The 19,852-nt window shown below is 51.7% G+C and carries 16 protein-coding genes and 1 tRNA gene; 8 read left to right on the forward strand and 9 right to left on the reverse strand.

Translation table 11 applies throughout. The annotated features are described in order from the left end of the window. Positions 1-24: 24 nt before the first annotated feature. A complete protein-coding gene (locus tag IX84_RS33625; RefSeq protein ID WP_160213971.1) occupies positions 25-171 on the reverse strand; it encodes a hypothetical protein in 147 nt (48 codons plus the stop codon). Positions 172-297: 126 nt separating this feature from the next. On the opposite strand from IX84_RS33625, the gene IX84_RS28080 reads away from it, so the two are divergent. Then, on the forward strand, positions 298-2,220 hold the full coding sequence (locus IX84_RS28080) for an ABC-F family ATP-binding cassette domain-containing protein (protein ID WP_044229226.1): 1,923 nt from the start codon (positions 298-300) through the stop codon (positions 2,218-2,220). A gap of 69 nt (positions 2,221-2,289) precedes the next feature. On the opposite strand, the gene clpB is transcribed toward IX84_RS28080, so the two are convergent. Beyond that, a complete protein-coding gene (gene clpB, locus IX84_RS28085) occupies positions 2,290-4,908 on the reverse strand; it encodes an ATP-dependent chaperone ClpB (RefSeq protein WP_044229229.1) in 2,619 nt (872 codons plus the stop codon). Positions 4,909-5,381: 473 nt separating this feature from the next. Here clpB and IX84_RS28090 point away from each other — a divergent pair, with 473 nt between their 5' ends. From IX84_RS28090 to IX84_RS28105, 4 genes are all read left to right on the forward strand, one after another. Then, positions 5,382-6,209: a menaquinone biosynthesis family protein gene (locus tag IX84_RS28090; protein WP_044229231.1), complete on the forward strand. Its 828-nt coding sequence runs from the start codon at positions 5,382-5,384 to the stop codon at positions 6,207-6,209. Between the two features lie 470 nt (positions 6,210-6,679). Further along, the gene (gene ald / locus IX84_RS28095; RefSeq protein ID WP_044229234.1) at positions 6,680-7,792 is read left to right on the forward strand and encodes an alanine dehydrogenase; all 1,113 of its coding nucleotides are present in this window, start codon (positions 6,680-6,682) and stop codon (positions 7,790-7,792) included. Positions 7,793-7,931: 139 nt separating this feature from the next. Beyond that, complete coding sequence (locus tag IX84_RS28100) at positions 7,932-8,381, forward strand: ferritin-like domain-containing protein (protein ID WP_044229237.1); 450 nt, start codon at positions 7,932-7,934, stop codon at positions 8,379-8,381. A 189-nt stretch (positions 8,382-8,570) separates the two neighbouring features. Further along, positions 8,571-9,653, forward strand: a complete 1,083-nt coding sequence (locus IX84_RS28105; protein ID WP_044229241.1) for an AI-2E family transporter — start codon at positions 8,571-8,573, stop codon at positions 9,651-9,653. Positions 9,654-9,916: 263 nt separating this feature from the next. Here IX84_RS28105 and IX84_RS28110 read toward each other — a convergent pair. Then, positions 9,917-9,991 (reverse strand) — tRNA-Pro (locus IX84_RS28110). A gap of 228 nt (positions 9,992-10,219) precedes the next feature. Between IX84_RS28110 and IX84_RS28115 the strand changes: the two genes are divergently transcribed. Further along, positions 10,220-10,813, forward strand: coding sequence for a DUF2911 domain-containing protein (locus IX84_RS28115; protein ID WP_081968996.1), 594 nt, complete (start codon positions 10,220-10,222; stop codon positions 10,811-10,813). A gap of 55 nt (positions 10,814-10,868) precedes the next feature. Then, positions 10,869-11,264 carry a DUF2177 family protein gene (locus tag IX84_RS28120; protein WP_044229244.1) on the forward strand — a complete coding sequence of 132 codons (396 nt, stop codon included), beginning with the start codon at positions 10,869-10,871 and terminating at the stop codon, positions 11,262-11,264. Here the strand turns inward: IX84_RS28120 and IX84_RS28125 are convergent. Continuing rightward, positions 11,249-11,986 (reverse strand): DUF92 domain-containing protein, encoded by a 738-nt coding sequence (locus tag IX84_RS28125; protein WP_044229247.1) that lies wholly within the window; start codon positions 11,984-11,986, stop codon positions 11,249-11,251. The genes IX84_RS28120 and IX84_RS28125 overlap by 16 nt on opposite strands. A gap of 61 nt (positions 11,987-12,047) precedes the next feature. Here IX84_RS28125 and IX84_RS28130 point away from each other — a divergent pair, with 61 nt between their 5' ends. Next, the gene (locus tag IX84_RS28130; protein ID WP_052516477.1) at positions 12,048-12,539 is read left to right on the forward strand and encodes a CBS domain-containing protein; all 492 of its coding nucleotides are present in this window, start codon (positions 12,048-12,050) and stop codon (positions 12,537-12,539) included. Here IX84_RS28130 and IX84_RS28135 read toward each other — a convergent pair whose 3' ends face one another. The 5 genes from IX84_RS28135 to prmA all read right to left on the reverse strand — a co-directional run bounded on the left by IX84_RS28135 (position 12,540) and on the right by prmA (position 19,845). After that, a complete protein-coding gene (locus IX84_RS28135) occupies positions 12,540-13,652 on the reverse strand; it encodes a fatty acid desaturase family protein (protein ID WP_044229249.1) in 1,113 nt (370 codons plus the stop codon). 238 nt (positions 13,653-13,890) lie between these two features. After that, the gene (locus IX84_RS33630) at positions 13,891-14,067 is read right to left on the reverse strand and encodes a hypothetical protein (RefSeq protein WP_160213973.1); all 177 of its coding nucleotides are present in this window, start codon (positions 14,065-14,067) and stop codon (positions 13,891-13,893) included. A gap of 130 nt (positions 14,068-14,197) precedes the next feature. Beyond that, entirely contained in the window at positions 14,198-14,341 is a 144-nt protein-coding gene (locus IX84_RS33635) for a hypothetical protein (protein ID WP_160213975.1), read from the reverse strand. A 96-nt stretch (positions 14,342-14,437) separates the two neighbouring features. Then, positions 14,438-19,009 carry a hypothetical protein gene (locus IX84_RS28140; RefSeq protein ID WP_044229251.1) on the reverse strand — a complete coding sequence of 1,524 codons (4,572 nt, stop codon included), beginning with the start codon at positions 19,007-19,009 and terminating at the stop codon, positions 14,438-14,440. 11 nt (positions 19,010-19,020) lie between these two features. Further along, on the reverse strand, positions 19,021-19,845 hold the full coding sequence (gene prmA, locus IX84_RS28145; RefSeq protein WP_052516478.1) for a 50S ribosomal protein L11 methyltransferase: 825 nt from the start codon (positions 19,843-19,845) through the stop codon (positions 19,021-19,023). Positions 19,846-19,852 lie beyond the last annotated feature (7 nt).

Raw genomic sequence — 19,852 nt, forward strand, 5'->3', positions numbered from 1 at the left:
AAAAATAGAAAGAATTCAGATGTATTAGCGGACTTCGGCTGTTTCCTCTTCTTCTATCGGCTGTTTTTCTTTTACCGGCCCGCTTAGTTTTTTGACTAAGAATGCGAATCCCACCACAAAGTGCGCGAGGATCAAAAACAAAACGATGTAAGTGCCCCAGCTACCTGACATAGTATTCAAATTTTGGTTAAAGTTAAGGGCATAGAGCCATTTGCAGGGTGACAAAGGTCACACGTATTTCTTACCTTTGCGGCAAATGGCACAGCGGCAGGGCCGCACCCACAAAGCGCATAGAATATGATCAACATCAATAATGTTTTTGTCAAATACGGAGACCGTACGCTACTCGACCGGGTTAATCTGGTTATTGTGGAGCGGGACAAGGTGGGCCTGGTGGGCCGAAATGGCGCCGGCAAATCCACCCTGCTCAAGATTATCGCCGGCTATATGTCACCGCATGATGGCAACGTCGACCGGCCTTCCGGCAGCACGCTGGGCTTCTTACATCAGGAAATGAGCCTGCCCAAAGGCAAGACCGTGATGGCTGAAACCCTTACCGCTTTTGACGAAGTGCGCCGCCTGGAAAAGCAAATCGCCGAACTGAACGATGAAATGGCGACCCGTACGGATTACGAAAGTGATTCTTACATGAAGCTGCTCGAAAATTTCGCCGAAGTCAACGACCGCTTCCAATTGCTGGGCGGTCAGACCATGGAGGCGGATGCCGAGCGCGTACTCACCGGCCTGGGCTTCAAAGCTTCCGATATGGACCGCCTGACCGATGAATTCAGCGGCGGCTGGCAAATGCGGATCGAGCTGGCGAAAATGCTGCTGCAGCGCCCCGACTACCTCCTGCTGGACGAACCGACCAACCACCTGGACATCGAATCCATCATCTGGCTGGAAAAATTCCTGAAGGATTACGCCGGTGCGGTCATCGTGATTTCGCACGATAAGCAATTTCTCGACAACGTCACCAGAAGAACGGTTGAGGTCGAACTCGGCAAAATCTACGACTACAAAGCGGCCTACAGCGAGTATGTGGACCTGCGCAAGGAAAGGCGCGAACAACAGCTGGCGGCTTATGAAAACCAGCAGCGGGTCATTGCGGATAAAGAGCGGACCATCAACCGGTTTATGGCGAAGGCGACCAAGACCAAGATGGCGCAGTCCATGCAAAAACAGCTCGACAAAATTGAGCGCATCGAGGTCGAACAGTTCGATACCGCTGCTATGAACCTCCGCTTTCCACCGGCACCACGGTCCGGCCAGGTGGCTCTGGAGGCCAAAAACCTGTCCAAAAGCTATGGCAGCCTAAACGTGCTCGACAAAGTGGACCTTAAGCTGGACCGGGGGGACCGTGTGGCTTTCGTGGGGCAAAACGGGCAGGGCAAGACCACCCTGGCTAAGATCATCGTTAACGAACTGACCCTGACCGGGGGAGAATTGCAACTGGGCCATAACGTTGAAATCGGCTACTACGCCCAGAATCAATCTGACAGCCTGCACGCCAAGCTGACGGTACTGGAAACCATGGAAAACTACGCGCCCGCTGAAATGCGCACTCAGCTGCGGAGTATCCTCGGTGCATTTATGTTCAGTGGAGAGGATGCGGATAAGAAAGTATCTGTACTTTCAGGCGGAGAGCGCGCCCGCCTTGCCCTGGCTTGCCTGCTGCTGCGCCCTTTCAACCTGCTGGTGCTGGACGAACCGACCAACCACCTGGATATTATCTCCAAAGATGTACTCAAACAGGCCATCAAAGACTACGATGGCACCCTGATTGTCGTTTCCCACGACCGGGAATTCCTCGCTGGACTTACAGACCGCACCCTGGAGTTCCGCGACCGGAAACTGCACGAGCACCTGGGCGATGTCAACTACTTCCTGGAAAAGCGGCAGCTCGACAATATGCGGGATGTGGAAATCAGTCAGTCCTCCGGTAAACCCAAAACGGCCATCGCAGAAGCACCGCCCAAAAAAGAGCTGAGCTACGAAGAGCGCAAACGCCTGCAGCGCGCCATTTCCAATGCAGAAAAGAAAGTGGAGAAAATTGAGGAAGAAATCGAAGCCGTGGAGAAGATCATGTCTAACCCGGAGTTTTACATGCAGGATGACGCCGCGGAGATCACCAAAAAGCATGCTGACCTGAAGGCTGCTTTAGAAGATGCCATTGAGGTCTGGGAACTCGCCCAACTCGAGATGATGGAGTACGAATAGGTAAGGTACAACAGAAAAAGCCCCGGCAAGCATTACGGCCACCGGGACTTTCTGGTTCAAACACTTTTCTTACGCCATCAATTCTTCTTCCTTGATGGGCTGCCGGAATACGATTTTGTCATCAAAAACATCGAGGACCACGGTGCTGTCCGGCATCACTTTTTGCATCAGCATCTGCTTGGACAGCTCGTTAAGGACCTTCTTCTGAATGACCCGCTTCAGCGGCCGGGCGCCAAATTCAGGATGGTATCCTTTGTCAGCCAGCCACTTTTTCGCTTCATCCGCGATGGTCAGCTGTATCTGCTGCTTGGCCAGATTAACACGCAGCTCTTCCAGTTGCAGGTCGACAATTTGTCCAATATCGGCACGGGAAAGCGGACGGAACATGATCGTTTCGTCAATCCGGTTTAGGAATTCCGGGCGTACGCTTTGCTTGAGCAATTCGAAGACTTGTTCCCGGGTATTTTCAATTACCAACTCTTCGTCTCCGGGCACCATATTCGCAAAGTTCTCGCGAATGATATTGGAGCCCATGTTGGAAGTCATGATGATAATGGTGTTCTTGAAATCCGCCACCCGGCCCTTACTATCCGTCAGGCGGCCATCTTCGAGCACCTGCAGGAGGATATTGAAGGTATCCGGATGGGCTTTTTCGATCTCATCCAGCAGGACCACGCTGTAGGGCTTGCGGCGCACTGCTTCCGTTAGCTGACCGCCTTCATCGTAGCCCACGTATCCCGGAGGCGCACCTACCAGACGAGAGACCGCATGCCGCTCCTGATACTCGCTCATATCAATCCGGGTCAGCAGATCTTCATCATCAAAGAGGTATTCGGCCAGCGCTTTGGCCAGCTCCGTTTTACCAACGCCTGTAGTCCCCAGGAATAGGAAGGAGCCAATGGGGCGGCGTTCGTTGCTCAGCCCGGTACGGCTGCGGCGGATGGCATCGGCCACAGCTTCCACGCCCTCGTCCTGCCCTACGACCCTTTTGTGCAAGTCTTCTTCCAGGTGAAGGAGTTTCTCGCGCTCGCTCTGCAGCATTCGCGTTACCGGCACGCCCGTCCAGCGGCTGACGATCTCCGCGATATCCTCTGCATCCACCTCTTCCTTGACCAGCAGCTTGTTGTTGGCTTGCATGTCCTGCAGGCGCTGCGTGTAGTCTTCCAGTTGCTGTTCGACTTCAGGAATGCGGCCATAGCGGATTTCGGCAGCATCGGTGTAGTTGCCTTCCCGTTCTGCACGGGCGCTTTCCTGTTTTAGGCGTTCGATTTCCTCTTTGGCTTGCTGTACACCAAGGATGACCTCCCGCTCACTCTCCCACTGTGCCTTCAGCGCATTGCGGTCTTCTTCGAGGTTAGCCAGTTCCTCGTTGATACTGCTGATTTTAAGTTCGTCGTTTTCCCGGCGCATGGCTTCCCGCTCAATTTCGAGCTGACGGATCCGGCGCTCCACTTCGTCGAGTTCTTCGGGCATGGAGTTCATTTCCAGCCGGAGTTTGGCAGCAGCTTCGTCTACCAGGTCAATGGCTTTATCCGGCAAGTGCCGGTCGGTGATGTAGCGGTGCGATAGCTGTACGGCGGCGACTACGGCATCGTCTTTGATGTTGATTTTGTGGTGCGTCTCATACCGTTCCTTCAGACCACGCAGGATGGAAATGGCATCATCCACGCCCGGTTCGTCCACCAGAACGGTTTGGAAACGGCGTTCCAGCGCTTTGTCATTCTCAAAGTATTTTTGGTACTCATTGAGGGTGGTGGCACCGATAGCGCGCAGCTCGCCCCTCGCCAGAGCAGGCTTCAGGATATTGGCAGCATCCATAGCGCCCTGCCCCTTACCGGCACCAACCAGGGTATGAATCTCATCAATGAAAAGGAAAATCTGCCCCTCAGCCGTTTTGACTTCGTTGATCACAGACTTCAGGCGCTCCTCAAATTCGCCCTGATACTTGGCCCCGGCAATCAGTGCCCCCATATCCAGGGAAAAGATGTCTTTGTCACGCAGGTCTTCCGGCACATCGCCATCCACAATGCGGTGGGCCAGCCCTTCGATAATTGCCGTTTTACCTACGCCAGGCTCGCCGATCAGTATGGGGTTGTTTTTGGTACGGCGGGCCAGGATATGCAGCACGCGGCGGATTTCATCCTCCCGGCCGATTACCGGGTCGAGTTTGCCGTTGCGCGCCATTTCGTTGAGGTTGACGGCGTATTTGCCCAGAGCGTTGTAGCTGTTTTCGGCACTGTGGGTGGTGACGCGCTTGCCCTTGCGAAGCTCCTCAATGGCTGCTTTCAATGCCTTTTCGGTGATGCCCGCATCTTTGAGCATTTGCGTGGTGCTGTCCTTAACACCCAGCAAGGCCAGCAGGATATGTTCCAGGGCAACAAACTCATCCCCAAAGTCCTTGAGGTAAGTATTAGCCTTTTGCAACACCTCCGTAGCGGTGCGGGACAGGTACTGACTGCCGCCGCTGACACTCGGGTAGGACTGAATGATGCTGTCCGTTGCCTTTTTAATATTGTCGAAATTGACACCCAGCTTCTTCAGTACAAAAGGCGTCACGTTCTCATCCACCTGAAGGATACCCTTTAGCAGGTGGGCCGGCTCAATCGCCTGATGCTGCTCCTGCATAGCGATCTGCTGCGCGTGCTGCACGGCTTCCTGAGCCTTGATGGTGAAATTATTGAGGTTCATCTATCGTTGAGTTGTATGCTTTAAAATCTTCCCTACAGGAATTGAACAGCAATTTAACTTCAAATGATGTACCAAACACCTAAATGCGCCACCTTGGCACCTCTTTGCCAGCCCAGCTGCCAATTTGGCATCATCAGAAAAAAAATACCTGACCGATTAGTACACAACCCCCTGATAAACAAGCTACAACAGACCTGAAATCTCCCCAACTATACTGTGCTACAGAAAAAACGATATCTTTTTTTCATTTTTGCCCAACCCTTTCCAACCCCGTGCCTGTCTGGGCATAATGAATTTGGAACACAACTATTTTAACGATCTCAAAACTGATGCTCATGCCGGTTACAACGATGTTAGTGCTCGCCCTTGCTGTTATTGCTGTTGGAAAAAAGTCGCGGGCCCTACGTTAACCGCTTGCAACCAACAGGGCAGCTTTGTCGTTCTGTAAAGCGAAACAAAAGCTGCCCTGTTTTATGCAACTCTCACTCGGATTTTCTCCCTGCCCTAATGATACGTTTATCTTCGATGCCCTGCTGCACGGCAAGGTCGATACCGAAGGGCTGAGCTTTCAGCCGGTTATCGAAGATGTGGAGGCCCTCAATGAAATGGCCTTCCGCCACGAGCTGCACATCACCAAACTCAGCTACCACGCCTTTGCCCACCTCCTCCCCCACTATGCACTTCTGAACGCAGGCAGTGCTCTTGGCGAAAAAGTCGGCCCGCTGCTCATCGCCAAAAAGCCGCTCACGCCTGACGAAATCGATACCGCGCACATTGCCATTCCCGGACAGTATACCACCGCCAACTTTTTGCTAAGCCTCGCTTTCCCAAAGGCGCAAAAGCGTACAGCAATGCTCTTTTCAGAAATCGAAAATGCTGTCCTTCAGGGCAGTGTGGATGCAGGGCTGATTATTCACGAAAACCGTTTCACCTATCAGTACAAAGGGCTGGTCAAGCTAATGGACCTGGGCGACTACTGGGAGGAAACCTCCGGGCTGCCTATTCCCCTCGGCGGCATTGTGGTACGCCGGGACTTACCGGAAGTGGTGCAACACAAAGTGGACCGCGTGCTCGCCCGAAGCGTAGCCTATGCATTAGACCACCCTGATGCGCCCAGAGATTTTGTACGGCAGTATGCCCAGGAAATGGAAGAAGCGGTCATGTATAAACATATCAACCTGTACGTCAACCACTACACCCGTGATTTGGGCGAACGAGGCAGAGCGGCGGTTGAGCACTTGTTTGAAGTCGCTATGAAAAAGGGCGTTATGCCTGTTTCTAACACCCCCGTTTTCGTGTAGCTTGCCCTGCCTGCAGACCAACTTCGGAGAAAGATCATTTTCGCCACCGGAAATCTGCTCCAGGGTGCAAGAATATCGCCACTTTGACTATTTTTGCGCTGCATTTCAGACTGTGTTGGGAATTCGCTTTTGGAGCGAATGTAGTCAAATTTTATTCTGAACAAGGCGCGATGAGGGAGCCTAGTGGTCTGTCAAGTGTTAATTTATGGGTTGAGTGGGAGCGAATTTTGAGGCTAATCAAGGCGGATGTTCCCGCGCATAGCAGCGCTACGCAAGGGGTTATCCAACGAAGAGTAGCCTCAAAAGTCGCCGCAGGCAACCCCTAGTTTTAGCCTTGACAGACCACTAGCCTGAGCTAAGCGACTGAAGAGCAACGAAGTACAGGATGAAATTTGGCAAATGCAGCCCAAAGGGTGAAATCCCAACACAGTCTTAGATTCCCTAACCAGAAAGCAAAAAACTTAGCGATTATGATCATTGGTGTCCCTAAGGAAATTAAGAACAATGAGAACCGGGTGGCCCTTACGCCGGCCGGTGCCATGGAGCTGACCAAGCGCGGCCACGAGGTTTACGTTCAGACCACTGCCGGATTGGGCAGCGGCTTCGAAGACCATGAATACACGGCTGCCGGAGCACAACTTTTACCGAGCATCGAAGCGGTTTACGAAAAAGCCGAAATGATCATGAAGGTAAAGGAGCCTATCGAGCAGGAATACAACCTGATCAAAAAGGATCAGCTGCTGTTCACCTACTTCCACTTTGCGTCCTACGAGCCGCTGACGAAGGCGATGATCGAGCGCGGAGCGACCTGCCTGGCGTACGAAACGGTGGAGAACCCCAACGGCAGCCTGCCGCTGCTGGTGCCTATGTCTGAAGTGGCCGGGCGCATGGCGATTCAGGAAGGCGCTAAGTTTCTGGAAAAGCCAATGGGCGGTTCCGGCGTATTGCTGGGCGGTGTACCGGGCGTTGAGCCAGGCCGTGTGCTCATCCTGGGCGGTGGCGTAGTAGGTACACAAGCGGCAAAAATGGCCGCTGGTCTTGGTGCACAAGTCACGATCATGGACATCAACCTCGACCGCCTGCGCTACCTGGCCGACGTGATGCCCGCTAATGTCAATACGGTGTACAGCAACGAAATGAACATCCGCAGGCATATCAAGCAGGCCAACCTTATCGTTGGGGGCGTACTCATTGCCGGGGCTAAAGCACCCCACCTGATTACCCGTGACATGCTTAAAGATATGATCCCGGGCACGGTCCTTGTAGACGTTGCCGTAGATCAGGGCGGCTGTATCGAAACCTGCAAGCCGACCACGCACGAAGACCCAATCTTCATTATCGATAATGTGGTGCACTACTGTGTGGCGAATATGCCTGGTGCGGTACCTTACACTTCTACCATTGCCCTGACCAACGCGACCCTGCCTTACGCCATCCAACTGGCTAATAAAGGCTGGAAGCAGGCTTGCAAAGACAACGAGCCCCTCAAAAAGGGCCTGAATGTTATTGACGGAAAAGTAGTGTACAAAGGCGTGGCGGATGCCTTCGGGCTGGAATTCACGCCGGTTGAGCAGTTTTTATAAACTTCTCCAACTATAGCCTGAGCGGGGCTGCTTACCAACCTGGTAGGCAGCCCCGCTTTTTATTTTTGCGAATGGCAACGAACATCCGGGCTGGGTGCTGCGTGTAAAAGGCACACTATTTCACCAAAAATCAAATGACATGACCAACCCACAGGAAGTGATTGATGCGCTAAATGATTTGCTGCAGCAAAATGTAGATGCCCGGCAGGGCTACGAGAAGGCACGCTCTGACGTTGAGCAGTCTATCCTTGAATCTTACCTGACCGACAAGGTGGTCCAACGACAAGCCTTCATCGAAGCCATCACACAGGAGATAATCACCCTTGGCGGTTCTGCGAAGCGGGAAACCACCGTCAAAGGCAGCCTGCACCACAGCTGGATCGACATCAAATCCGCACTGTCCTCCAACGACGAGGAAGCGGTGTTTGAAGAATGCGTACGCGGCGAAAAGAACAGCCTCAAAACCTATAACAAACTACTGGAAAACACCTCCTGGCCCGCCTCCACTAAAACGATGGTCCTGCGTCAGCGCGATCAGATCAAAGTCGACCTCGAGCGGGCAGATGCAATGGCAGATGCATTGAATTAAGACCTTTCCCATGACCATTTATAGTGAGCCGATTTTATCTGCCGTTGAGCCATTAGTCAGGATATCCTGACCCCAAAAAATCAATGGAAAATCGAGCAGGACGAGAGCTCAGCCGCTTTGGCTGGGCTTTGTTTTTGGGTAGCGGGCTTCGAACTTCCACCGGTTGGCCGGGTTGACAAAGCGAAACCAATGAAACTGAAACGCCTAATTTCCAACTCCAAAACCATGCAATACATGAAGCCTCAGAAAACAGCAGCCGTTCTATTGATCATTGCCCTGACGGTTGCGATATTGTACTACGGCAGTGGGTTTCTGATCCCCTTAGCCTTTGGTATCTTACTCGCTATGATTTTTCACCCTTTGGCCTCGTGGGCCGAAAAAAAAGGCATGCCCCGATGGGCCAGTATCGGGCTCTCTCTTTTCCTCTTCATTTTAGCCTTAGGAATTTTGAGCGGCGTAATGGTGATGCAAACGCGGTCTCTGGTCAAAGACTGGCCCAAGATACAGGAGCAACTCGCCGAACAGCAGCATAAGGCCGAGCAGTTTGTCATAAAAAACATTGGTATTGCCTCTGAAGAACGGATCCAAAAAGCTAAAGACAAACTAGCCCGGCAACAATCAGCCATTGCGAATATGGTTGGGGGCTTTTTGGGCTCCTTATTCTCTTTTTTTACCGGATTGATCTTTGCACTGGTTTATATGGTCTTCATTATGCTGGTGCAGCGGCGGCTGATTAAAGCGGCGCTTGACTTCGTACCCAAATCCGGGCGGAACGAAGCCCGGGAAGTGATGCATAGCGCCCGTCAGACCGCCTCGGAGTACCTGACCGGCCGGCTGCTCCTCATCGGCATACTCGCCCTGATTTACGCTATTGGCTTCCTGATATTCGGATTGCAATACGCTATTCCGGTGGCTCTGCTTGCTGCTGCGTTGTCGATCATCCCCTACATCGGCAATATCATTGGCGGCCTCTTTGCGCTGATGCTCGGCATAGCGACCGGCGGCTCCACCACCCTGCTGTTAGGCATCATTGGCACGATGACCCTGGCGCAGGTATTGGAGAATAACGTCCTCACTCCCTGGATCATGAGCCGCGAAGTCAACCTCAACCCATTAGCGACTTTTGCCACTGTTATTGGTTTCAGCCTGATCTGGGGCGTTGCAGGGTCTGTTCTGGCCATCCCCATCACCGGTGTGGCGAAAAAAGTGTTTGAGCATATTGAGGAGCTGAAACCGGTTGCTTTTGCACTGGGTACGGGGGATGGGGAATGAGGTGGAGTGAAGGTCATCGATTCTGCCACGGTGGAAAACGACACCTTATCCGACAACTGAGAAAACCTACTTCAAGCCCTCACCTAATTATAAACTGCATTTGACGGGCGGATGGGCTGCGCCCTTCCTCAGGTGGGAAATGATAACACAAAAGGTCAACCCCTGGTTTAGCCTTTCGTCGTTTAGGCCCTTATGCGAACACATTCGCAACGGGCTTAAACGACGAAAGGCCATTTCGCTTTGCGAAATGACCTTTTGTGTTGTCGGGATGAGAGGATTCGAACCTCCGGCCTCACGCCCCCCAGACGTGCACTCTAACCGGGCTGAGCTACATCCCGCTCTTATTGTTTTCCGAAAACTGAAATTCCCTTTTAGGACTTCGTTTCTTTTCCGGGAACGCAAATATAAGCAACCCCGGCATGCGGTGCAATAATTTAGGCAAAAGAAAATTTCAAAGTACCTGCCCGTGCTTTGAACACCGGCTTTGATTTTTGCATTACTCTGACATGCGGCCAAGAAAATGTAATTTTAGGTTTTTAACAATTCAATCTATCCACATTATGAGCATGAAGCATTTACTATTTGCCCTGGTCTTTGGCTTCGCCTTTGCAAGTTGCGGGGGTGCCGGTACGGATTCAGGTGAGGCTGGTTCAGCTGCTGACTCCACAGCTACAGAAGAAACCGTGACAGAGGAAGAACCAAAAGAAGACAAATCCACCCGCAAAAGCCCGCCCCGCACTGCGGAAGGCGAAATTGGCTCTGCTACCGTAACAGTCAGCTATGGCAGTCCGTCGGTACGTGGCCGTACCATTTTTGGCGACCTCATACCTTACGGCAACATCTGGCGTACCGGTGCCAACGAGGCGACTACCATCACCGTGAGCGAGGAGGTTATGGTGGAAGGCGAGGCGCTGCCTGCCGGCACTTATGCGTTGTTTACCATTCCCAACAAGGAAACCTGGACGGTTATCTTCAATAAGGAAGCGGAGCAGTGGGGTGCCTACGACTATGACGAAAGCATGGATGCCCTCCGGGTGGAAGTGGCACCGGAAGCCCTGGAAGAAAATGCAGAGATGCTGGAATTTGAAGTGGGCAGCGATAGGGTCACCATGCGGTGGGCAGATGTGGCTGTGCCTTTCAAAGTTTCTACTGTAGAGTAAATCCGATCCTGGGTGCTTTCTCCGGAAAGCCCCAGTACTTCCCAACTTTCCCATTATGGCCTACCTGAAACCCTTCCTGCTTGCTGCGGCTGCCTTTACCGCCCTGGACTTACTTTGGCTGGGCGTGGTGGCGCGGGGTATTTATGCCCGCTACCTTGGGCAGCATATGCGGCCCTCTACCGATTGGATTGCTGCTATTCTCTTTTATTTTATTTTTCTGTCTGGCATCATATACTTCGTCGTACAGCCGGGCACCAATAATTCCGGAATGGCGGTCCTCCTGCGTGGGGCTTTTTTCGGAATGGTGGCTTACAGTACCTATGAGCTGACCAACCGGGCGGTCCTGCAAGACTGGCCCTGGCCGATTGTACTGATTGATATTGCCTGGGGGACGGTGCTTTGTGCCCTCGTAGGGTGGTTCAGCTGGTACTTTTCTCAAAATACGACATAGGTCAGCCCGGCAAACAGGGCCGCAATCAGGGTGCTCCAAAAGTTGACAGTGTGGTTATTAAGTAGGTCCTGTCTTTGAAGCGTCGCTCCCAGCAAACTATCCGACCAATTACCTGCGATTCCTGCTATTGCAACCACTCCTCCTGCCAACCAGGACTGCGCCTGCCAGCCAACGGGCACCGCAATTAAGACCGCCCCAAGCACTCCAAACAGCGTACCTTCCAGACTTACCATACCGTCTGCACCGCGAGCCCCCTGCTGCCAGGTCAGAATATTCCAGTAGCGTCGTCCATATAAAGTACCGAGCTCTGATGACAGTGTATCGGATGTGGCACTGCTCACTGCAGCCGCCATCATAGGAAAAGCCAGTGGCTCCACCCATCCGGTAGCCCATGCGGCCAACCCCAGACCGCCTGCCACAGCACCATTTGATATGGCATTCACCCAACTTCGGCGCCCACCGGCTTCCTGCGCAACGCCCATCGCTTCCTTTACAGAACGCTCCCACCTCGTAGCCATAGACCCCGTCACAAAAAACAGCCCGAGCAAAGCCACACCCAACCAGCCACCGCCAAGGTACATACCTGTAGCAATAAGCGCTCCGGCCAGCCCTCCGCTCCAACTGATGGCTTTTGCCCGGATACTAAGCAGAACCGCTGCCGTCAAAAGAACCGGAAAACCCCAGCCTGCATAAGGCTCTACTTCAATCCCGATAAAACTCATTTCGAAAAATTTGACAAGCTCGGTATTTTATTGTAAGATTACATAAACAAACAAAATAATTATGAAACCATACCCACCAATTACCGACTATATGGCGACCAAGCTCGTCACCTTCCTCCCCGATATGGATATACGGGAAGCTATCGATATCCTGCTGAAAAAGAAAATCTCGGGCGCTCCGGTTTTAGATGCCAGCGGGCAACTCATCGGCATGCTCTCGGAGGCTGATTGTCTGCGCATTCTTATCGAAGGCCCCTACAATCATGAACCTTCCTCCGCCAAGATCAAAGTAGGGGATTATATGTCGGGGCGGGTAAAGCACATCGAATCCTCCAAAACTATCCTTGATGCCGCCTATGAATTTGTGCACAGTGGTTACAAGCGACTGCCGGTGCTTGAAGAAGGCCGCCTTGTGGGGCAAGTCAGCCGGGTAGATATTCTCCGGGCTATTCAGAAAATGACACCAGCTGTCAAGCATATCCCTGACAGCTGGCGTGGCCGCGAGCCGGCAATGCCGACCTACAAACAGACCTTCTATGGCAAGAATTCGTAATTAGGCAATCTGCGGCATTGGCTGCCCGGTACCTAAGCTGCGTAACATATTCCAGTGGATGCGCAAAGCAGAACGGAAAGATGGCAGCGTATTGTAGGGGAAGTTGTACTCCTCGGCAGTTTCCTGTACAATCTTGGAAATATGACGGTAATGGATATGGCAGACATTTGGGAATAAATGGTGCTCCACCTGATAGTTCAAGCCACCTACAAACCAAGACAGGATGCGGTTGTTCGGCGCGTAGTTCGTCGTGGTCATTAATTGATGGACAGCCCAGTTTTGCCCCAGGTTACCCTCTTCGTCTGTTGTCGGGAACACCGCAGCTTCCATAACATGTGCCGTTTGGAAAACACAACCAAGCAGGAAGCCAAGTGCAAAGTGCATAATAGCGAAACCAATCACCGTAATCCACCAGCTCGCCGGAGAGAATACCAGTGGGATGACCAGCAGGTAGATGTAGTAAACCACCTTCACGAAGATCAACTCCGCAAATACTTTAGGGAAAGACATATCGTGCTGTTCCAGCAGGCCGGAGCGATGATAGCGCACCAATTGCTTAAAGTCTTTTGTCGTGATCCACATATGCGTCATAAGACTGTAGAGGAACCAGGCATAGAGGTGCTGAAATTTGTGGAACCAAAGGCGCTCCTGTTCCGGAGAAAACCGAAGCAGTTTACCCGCGTCGATGTCCTCATCCATACCATGCACATTTGTAAAAGAATGGTGCAGGGTGTTGTGCTGAATCTTCCAGTTGGGCGCGAAACCGCCAATCAGGTTGATCACCCAGCCCAATACGCCGTTGACGTATTTATTGCGGCTGTAAGCGCCGTGGTTGGCGTCGTGCATTACGGAGAAACCGATGCCAGCGGTAACGATACCGAGCGCCGTCCAGGCCAGAAGTACCAGCCAGGCATTGGTCACAAAACCACCAACGATAGCGCCATAGAGCAATGCGTAAGTGCCCACAAGTACTACGGTCTTGGTTACCATCGCTGCATTAGCATACTTGGAAATATTGTTTTCCTGGAAATAGTCGTTGACCCGCTTTCGGAGGGCCATAGCAAATTCCCGTTGCCCCTTGTCGCGGCTGAATCGAATGTCTTGAATGTTCATTTTGGAAAAAATTAGCGTAGAGGAGATAGAAATCGTTTGATGATACTGAACAGTCTTCAGCAGACTTATTTGTTTATAGCTTGGTTAAAGGTAATCAATCCTGATGCCCTGTAGTACATGACTACTAAAAAAATGACACCAGAATTCAGAATTACTAAATGGAAATAGCTGAACAAACCGCAAAAGGCTTCTTCAGCTATTGACCGAGGCTGTAAATTTGGAGGAGTGCCGGCATTGGTCATACCATTTCTGCCGGGTCCTTTTCAGTTTCTTCTTCGGAAGGGGCGTTGACATTATCAGCTTTTCCTTTCTTCTTGGTGAACGCCACCAGCAGAATCCAGGCCGGAATCACAATGAGGGACACCACCATTGCAATGAAGGCAACTTTGGCAGCAAAGAGGTCTAACAGGAACATTGGTTTATATTTTTGTGAGTAAGTGAGGCAGCCTGCCCCTTTTTCACATCAATAATACGGCAGTTCACAAATCCAGGTAATGACCTTTGTCACCCTGTGTCCATGAAAAATATTAGGCTTTTTACGGCACCTAAGCTTCGTCTTCCGGCTCAGCAGCCTTCTTTTTTGCGTTCCGCCGGTAGTAAGCAACAATTGCCCACACCGGCAGTACAACGGTCACAAACAACAGCAATAAGAAGATGGCCTTCGCCCTTATGATTTCAAGAAGGATCATTGGATTAAAATTAAGTGAACAACGATACCTTCAATATGCAGATCAATAGTATTTCTATTGCTGACAGATCACAGTTCTGTAAGGTGTGATTTGTCATTACTTTTGTTGAGCAGCCTTCACCCGGTTGAGGAAAAGCCGTGCCGAGCCCACATCCACCGCCTGTATCTCGTAGGTGTTGCCATCATCCATTTTGGTGATTAACTCCTTGCTCTTCATTCCGCCCAGGGCATCCATAAACTCAGGATTGTTGGAGGTGATGCTCATAATGCCCTGCTTGAAGCCAAAAAAGTAGAACAGTTCGCTCGGCGACTTGATATAAATGTACAAACGGTCGTCTTCATTGCTTGGCATTTTGTACTCTACGTAAGCTTCCAGCATCTTATTTAGGGGCTCACCAGCTACGGATACGATACCGATTTTTTCCTCTTTGGACACAAAGGACTGATACTCCGCATCCCACTTCATCGGAATTTTAGAAAACAGGAAAGTGTAGGGGTTGATCTTTTTCGGTATATCCAGAATGCCATTACCTAAAGTTGCCAGGGCTTCCCTGGCTTCCGTCCCTTCCGGAAGCAGGTTCATCAGCGCTTCCCGGTAAAAGTCCAGCTCCGTGAGGTAAACAATGGGCTTGGCATCAAAACTCATCGCCTCGATGTCATTCATCATGATTTTCATGAGCCTATCCGGCACAATCAGTTTTACGCCCGACATGAACTCGGCGTTGATTTCATACCGCTGCACCCCTTCTTCCTGCTGTCCGAGCGATGGGATGAGCGACATGGTATCCGAAATGATCATTTCATCCGGATTGACTACTTCTTCGTACCGGGACTCCATCACCCCAGAAGCATCTATACTCACATAATTCAGCCCGGTACCCAGGTTAAATTTCCCTTTGCCCTCCAGCTTCCCGGAGCCATTCCAGAAGGTCAGCTGATTGCCGCGTATGCCATTGGTTTGGATGCGAATGGAATCCCCAAAAATGAAGTAATCCTTATCCCTGTTGTATTTGAATATCCCTTTTACAGGCAGAATTTGCCGGTCCTTACGGAAGAAAAGGGGCATCATAACCCGTGGATAGATTTCAGCCGTTTCCTTGCTCAGGAAGAAACCGGTAGCGAGGGGCTCCCCTTCCAGGTTTTTGGGCTCATCAAAGCTGATGGCGAGGTCATTCTTGTCCGCTTCACTTTGCACCGTAAACCAATAGCGGTAGGGCAGGCGCTCCGCATCCAGCCGGGCAAAACCGTCAAAGCTCAGATTCTTGGTTTCTGCTCTCAGCCCAATTTCACCCTGGAACTCGGTACGCTGATCAATATAAAACTCATCTTCTTCCGTTACTTCTCCTTTACCTACCGTCACCACCGGGCGCTCATCATAAGCCCCTTTGCCCAGCGGTTGCCCCACGATATTCTCAAACTCAATTTCCTGCTCCCGGTCACCAACGTTGTACTCGTAAAACCCTGATGCCTGATAGAACCTGCGGCCTTTGACATCTACCGTTGCCCGCTTGATAACGTGGTTCTGATTAAGAGTATCAGCTACAATCCTGGCGTTCTCCAGGGTAGCCATCTCGCCGTCCTGACCGATCCTCACAAAGTTACTGTCCGGATAAACGAATGCATCTGCTGCAATCAGGTAAGGGACACCGCTTACGCTGAGCTCATCAGTTTTGAGGTCGTAGAAAGCCTCTCCACCTTCAAAGTTCAGCGAGTCTTTGCCGGGGTGAGTGGACGTGAACTTGCCCGGCGAGCCTTCTTCTGCCTTGAAGGTGATGCTCTCATCTGCCATATCCCAGGTAAACTCGTTGATAGAGGTCTTGTACTGAATGGCGGGCAACTTGGTTTCCAAAAACGCCTGATTGGCTTTGAAGGTCGCCAGTTGCTCATCAAAGTCGACATCACTTTGGACATTTGTGGTCTCCAGGGCGATATCGTCCAGGTCCTGCGTTTTAATTTTTACGGCTGTGGTATCCGCAGCAGAACTGAAAGCTCCAAAAGAGAATAAGCTGGAGACCATCGTTGCCGTTTCCCAGTCGAAGGTGCCGTCGCCTTTCAGGCCGCCCGGTGTCAGGATGAGCGTACCATCCAGGGTATGGACTTCCTCCGGGAAAAGTTTAAAGGCTTCTTCCTCCGAGCGGATATACATGCTATCCTGATAAGGCCGCCAGTCAATTTTCACGTCAATACCGCGTACTTGCGGCACTTCCAGCCCTTCTTCCCTTGATTCCTCCAGGTTAAACTCTTCGGCACTCGCCAGCATCTGTTTCGGCATCCAAATCATGTCCTCAGAGTCGATGGAAGCGCCCAGGTAAGTCAGGTTCCCTTTGCCCAACAGGCCGGAATTGCTCAGCGCCAGTTCTCCTTTGTATAAACCCCGCTCCTGGTAGGCGGTGTAGCCTTCTCCTTCCGTTTCGTGGATAAAGCCCAGGGATTCGTCCTCCTGCAGGCTGACCGTCTCCTCAAAAGGCGGGAAAATGCCCGCCGGGTACAGCGTGCCTTCGAACTGCACATCCTCACGGGTATAAAAATCGAGGTGGTTAAAGCTAAACGGATTGACCTCAAAGTAAAAGGAATCTCGGGTGTAGGCCCGTTTCTGAGCCGAAGGATAGTCGTAGAACACGTAGGAATAATCCTTGCTCTGCAACGAAGGGAACATGGGGATATCTTCCTTCCCGGACTTATTGGAAGGGGCATCGATCAACAGTACGCCGGTCAGGTGCTCCAGCCGTGAGCCGATGGACAGGGCTTCAGGCTCGCCACTCTTCATCAATTTGCCGGTGGGTACGAAGAGATCGAAAAACCGGACAGAGTCCAGGTCAATCTGAAAAGGCTCGTATTTGAAGTGGAAGTCTTTACCCTCCAAGGTCGTCAGGCCGGCGAAAAGCACCCCGTCGAAGTCAATATTCCGGTTATCCTGCACCACCAGGTGATCGCCTTCGGGCTTCAGGGCGACGCGCTGTTTGGCACTCAATTCCACCATATCCACTCCTCGGATGTCAATACTGTTGTTCGACAGGTTCATGACCGCACTGGTGCTATCCGTGGTGGACCGAATGCGGAGCACATCGTAGTCGATCAGGTCCCGGTAAGCATCTGCATATAAAAATACTTTGTCTTTCACCTCTACGATTTCCTCTTCGGGGTAGTAGTTGATGAAGCCCCGGGCTACCATATCGTAAAGCAGGCTTTTGATGTTTTCAATGCCGAATTTCGGGTTGAGGCGTTGAGCTACGTCAGCCGCCGGAAGTGTCTTTACGCCCCCGTTGTTATCGTACATCACCTTCAGAATAGCGATCGGGTTCACTGAAGCAATGCTCTGCAGCTGCCGGTAATCCTGTTCGGTAAAGTAGTTCAGGGATTCGAAAATCACATCCTCTTTCCGCTGATACGGCAGTTTGCCCCGACCGATCGCAATAGAGTCGCCATTCAGATAGGCCGTCATGGAATTAGCGTAAAAGTTGATGCCATGCAGGGAGCTGTAAAAAGGGTTTTGGTCTGCCGCACTTTCGCCCCGGGTAAGGGTCATCTCCCGTTCTTTGATTTCGAAGCGAACATCTACCGAAGGGTGGTAAATGCTGTCCTTGCCAAAATACAGCACGCCTTCCACCCCACTGCCGGCAATACGGTCCTCACGCCGGATGGTGAATAGCTCTGATGCGCCCCGGAAAGATGCCGTGCTGTTCGCATCCCGTATATTGATTCTGGCGGGCTGTTGCTTATTCCCAAAGCCATAAACGGTGGTGCCGTGCAGGCGGAAGTACCCTTCAAAAGCGATGCCTTCGCCTATATTACTGACTTCCAGGCGCTCGGTAGATTCGAACCTTGGGAATGACCCTTCCACAGCATCGCTACTCGATACGAGTTTGTCACTAAAATTGCCCGTTACCGCTTTGTTCCCAAAATATACCGGGTAGTGCATTTTAGCGTCTTCCACGGTATACAAGCTCTTGATCGCTTCAAACTCATAGTCGCCTAATTCCGCGAAAACCCCTTTAGGCAGGCCGTGCCGCTCCCAGGTGACCCGGCCACCGGTGCCCCGCCACATGCGTTCTACCGGCTCGAAAGTACCGGAAGTCTGGTATATGAATATGGAATCGGTGCGCCGCTGCGCCATGAGGTCGAGCCCTTCGAAAGCGACCACAGGCTGCTCCTCTTCGTATTTGAAAGTGAAGTCGTCCGTATAGGCATACCAGGAAGTACCGCCGGAATCGGAATAGCGCAGTGCGCGGCGCTCAAAAAACTGGCTGGAAAACTCCAGGAAGTCATCAAAGGGGCGAAGCCGCCGGTTTTCAATGCCAGCCAGCATCTGGTCCATTACAGAATGCCATTCCTGAAAAACCCGGGCCGGGTCCTTCGTATTTTTTACCTTAGTCAGTGCGCGCAGGTAATTTTGAAAATAAGGACCGGCAGTCATCCGCAGCTCCAGCATGGCATTGCCGGTTTTGAGAATTTGCTGTACTTCCTCCTCAGTAAACTGCCCGCTGGCGAAAACGTCGGCAAATTCCTTGTAGGCTTCCTCCAGCACTTCACGCTTGCTGCTGGTCATATACTCCTCCAACTGCCGGATGAACTCGGCGTGGTCCTCAGAGAAGCGCTCCAGTCGCTGCGCATTTGAAATGGTGGTCAACAAAAAGAGAAAGGAAAGGACAATCGTAATGATTCTGGCCATGCTGAATTTTGCTATTGTTTCTCAAACAGCAGGCAGCACCAGTCGCCACGGTGCATCGTTTTCCGGCATTCAAACCCGACCTGGGCTGCCCGTTCGGTCACCATAGCTTCGTCTACCTGCAAAACCCCTGAAGCCAGCAGCTGCCCGCCGGCGTTTAGGCGCTCATATAACGCCTCAAGGGAGTTTAATATTACGTTTCTGTTAATGTTTGCCAAAATTATATCATAGGTCCGTTCTGGCACTTTGGAAAGGTCTCCAAAATAGGCTTTAAGGTGAGGTACACCGTTGCGCCTGGCGTTCTCCACTGTACTCTCGTATGCCGGTTTCTCTATATCCACAGCATCGATCTCAGCCGCCCCCAACATCCCTGCCAGAATCGCCAGGATACCGGTCCCGCAGCCATAGTCAAATACCGCTTTGGCTTCCCAGTCGAGTGCTTCCATCTGCGCCATCATCATATAAGTGGTCTCATGATGGCCGGTGCCAAAAGCCATCTCCGGATTGATCACAATCTCGTACCGGACCTCCGACAGCCGTTCGTGGAAGGGCGCCCTTACGCCACAAAATTGCTCCACCTGAATAGGCTGGAAGTTGGACTCCCAAACCGCATTCCAGTTTTGATGCTTCACCAGCTCCCGCTTAAAAGAAAAAGATAGCTTGCCGGAAATATCACTCAGCTGCTGCTCAATAGCGAAAGCATCCGCATCCGCGCGTAAATAAGCGTGCAGCCCGTCTTCCGTTTCCTCAAAAGTATCGAAAGGAAGCTCTCCCAGAAATGCCAGGATAATCTCACGGGAGGGCGCATCAGCCGTAATGATATAGCGATAGTAATCCATGTTCATT

This window comes from Phaeodactylibacter xiamenensis (assembly GCF_000759025.1).
Classification (GTDB): domain Bacteria; phylum Bacteroidota; class Bacteroidia; order Chitinophagales; family Saprospiraceae; genus Phaeodactylibacter; species Phaeodactylibacter xiamenensis.

Excerpts from the sequence above, each read along its gene's own strand:
- IX84_RS33625 (WP_160213971.1), bottom strand. The coding sequence starts at position 171 with ATGTCAGGTAGCTGGGGCACTTACATCGTTTTGTTTTTGATCCTCGCG.
- IX84_RS28080 (WP_044229226.1), top strand. The coding sequence starts at position 298 with ATGATCAACATCAATAATGTTTTTGTCAAATACGGAGACCGTACGCTA.
- clpB (WP_044229229.1), bottom strand. The coding sequence starts at position 4,908 with ATGAACCTCAATAATTTCACCATCAAGGCTCAGGAAGCCGTGCAGCAC.
- IX84_RS28090 (WP_044229231.1), top strand. The coding sequence starts at position 5,382 with ATGCAACTCTCACTCGGATTTTCTCCCTGCCCTAATGATACGTTTATC.
- ald (WP_044229234.1), top strand. The coding sequence starts at position 6,680 with ATGATCATTGGTGTCCCTAAGGAAATTAAGAACAATGAGAACCGGGTG.
- IX84_RS28100 (WP_044229237.1), top strand. The coding sequence starts at position 7,932 with ATGACCAACCCACAGGAAGTGATTGATGCGCTAAATGATTTGCTGCAG.
- IX84_RS28105 (WP_044229241.1), top strand. The coding sequence starts at position 8,571 with ATGAAACTGAAACGCCTAATTTCCAACTCCAAAACCATGCAATACATG.
- IX84_RS28115 (WP_081968996.1), top strand. The coding sequence starts at position 10,220 with ATGAAGCATTTACTATTTGCCCTGGTCTTTGGCTTCGCCTTTGCAAGT.
- IX84_RS28120 (WP_044229244.1), top strand. The coding sequence starts at position 10,869 with ATGGCCTACCTGAAACCCTTCCTGCTTGCTGCGGCTGCCTTTACCGCC.
- IX84_RS28125 (WP_044229247.1), bottom strand. The coding sequence starts at position 11,986 with ATGAGTTTTATCGGGATTGAAGTAGAGCCTTATGCAGGCTGGGGTTTT.
- IX84_RS28130 (WP_052516477.1), top strand. The coding sequence starts at position 12,048 with ATGAAACCATACCCACCAATTACCGACTATATGGCGACCAAGCTCGTC.
- IX84_RS28135 (WP_044229249.1), bottom strand. The coding sequence starts at position 13,652 with ATGAACATTCAAGACATTCGATTCAGCCGCGACAAGGGGCAACGGGAA.
- IX84_RS33630 (WP_160213973.1), bottom strand. The coding sequence starts at position 14,067 with ATGTTCCTGTTAGACCTCTTTGCTGCCAAAGTTGCCTTCATTGCAATG.
- IX84_RS33635 (WP_160213975.1), bottom strand. The coding sequence starts at position 14,341 with ATGATCCTTCTTGAAATCATAAGGGCGAAGGCCATCTTCTTATTGCTG.
- IX84_RS28140 (WP_044229251.1), bottom strand. The coding sequence starts at position 19,009 with ATGGCCAGAATCATTACGATTGTCCTTTCCTTTCTCTTTTTGTTGACC.
- prmA (WP_052516478.1), bottom strand. The coding sequence starts at position 19,845 with ATGGATTACTATCGCTATATCATTACGGCTGATGCGCCCTCCCGTGAG.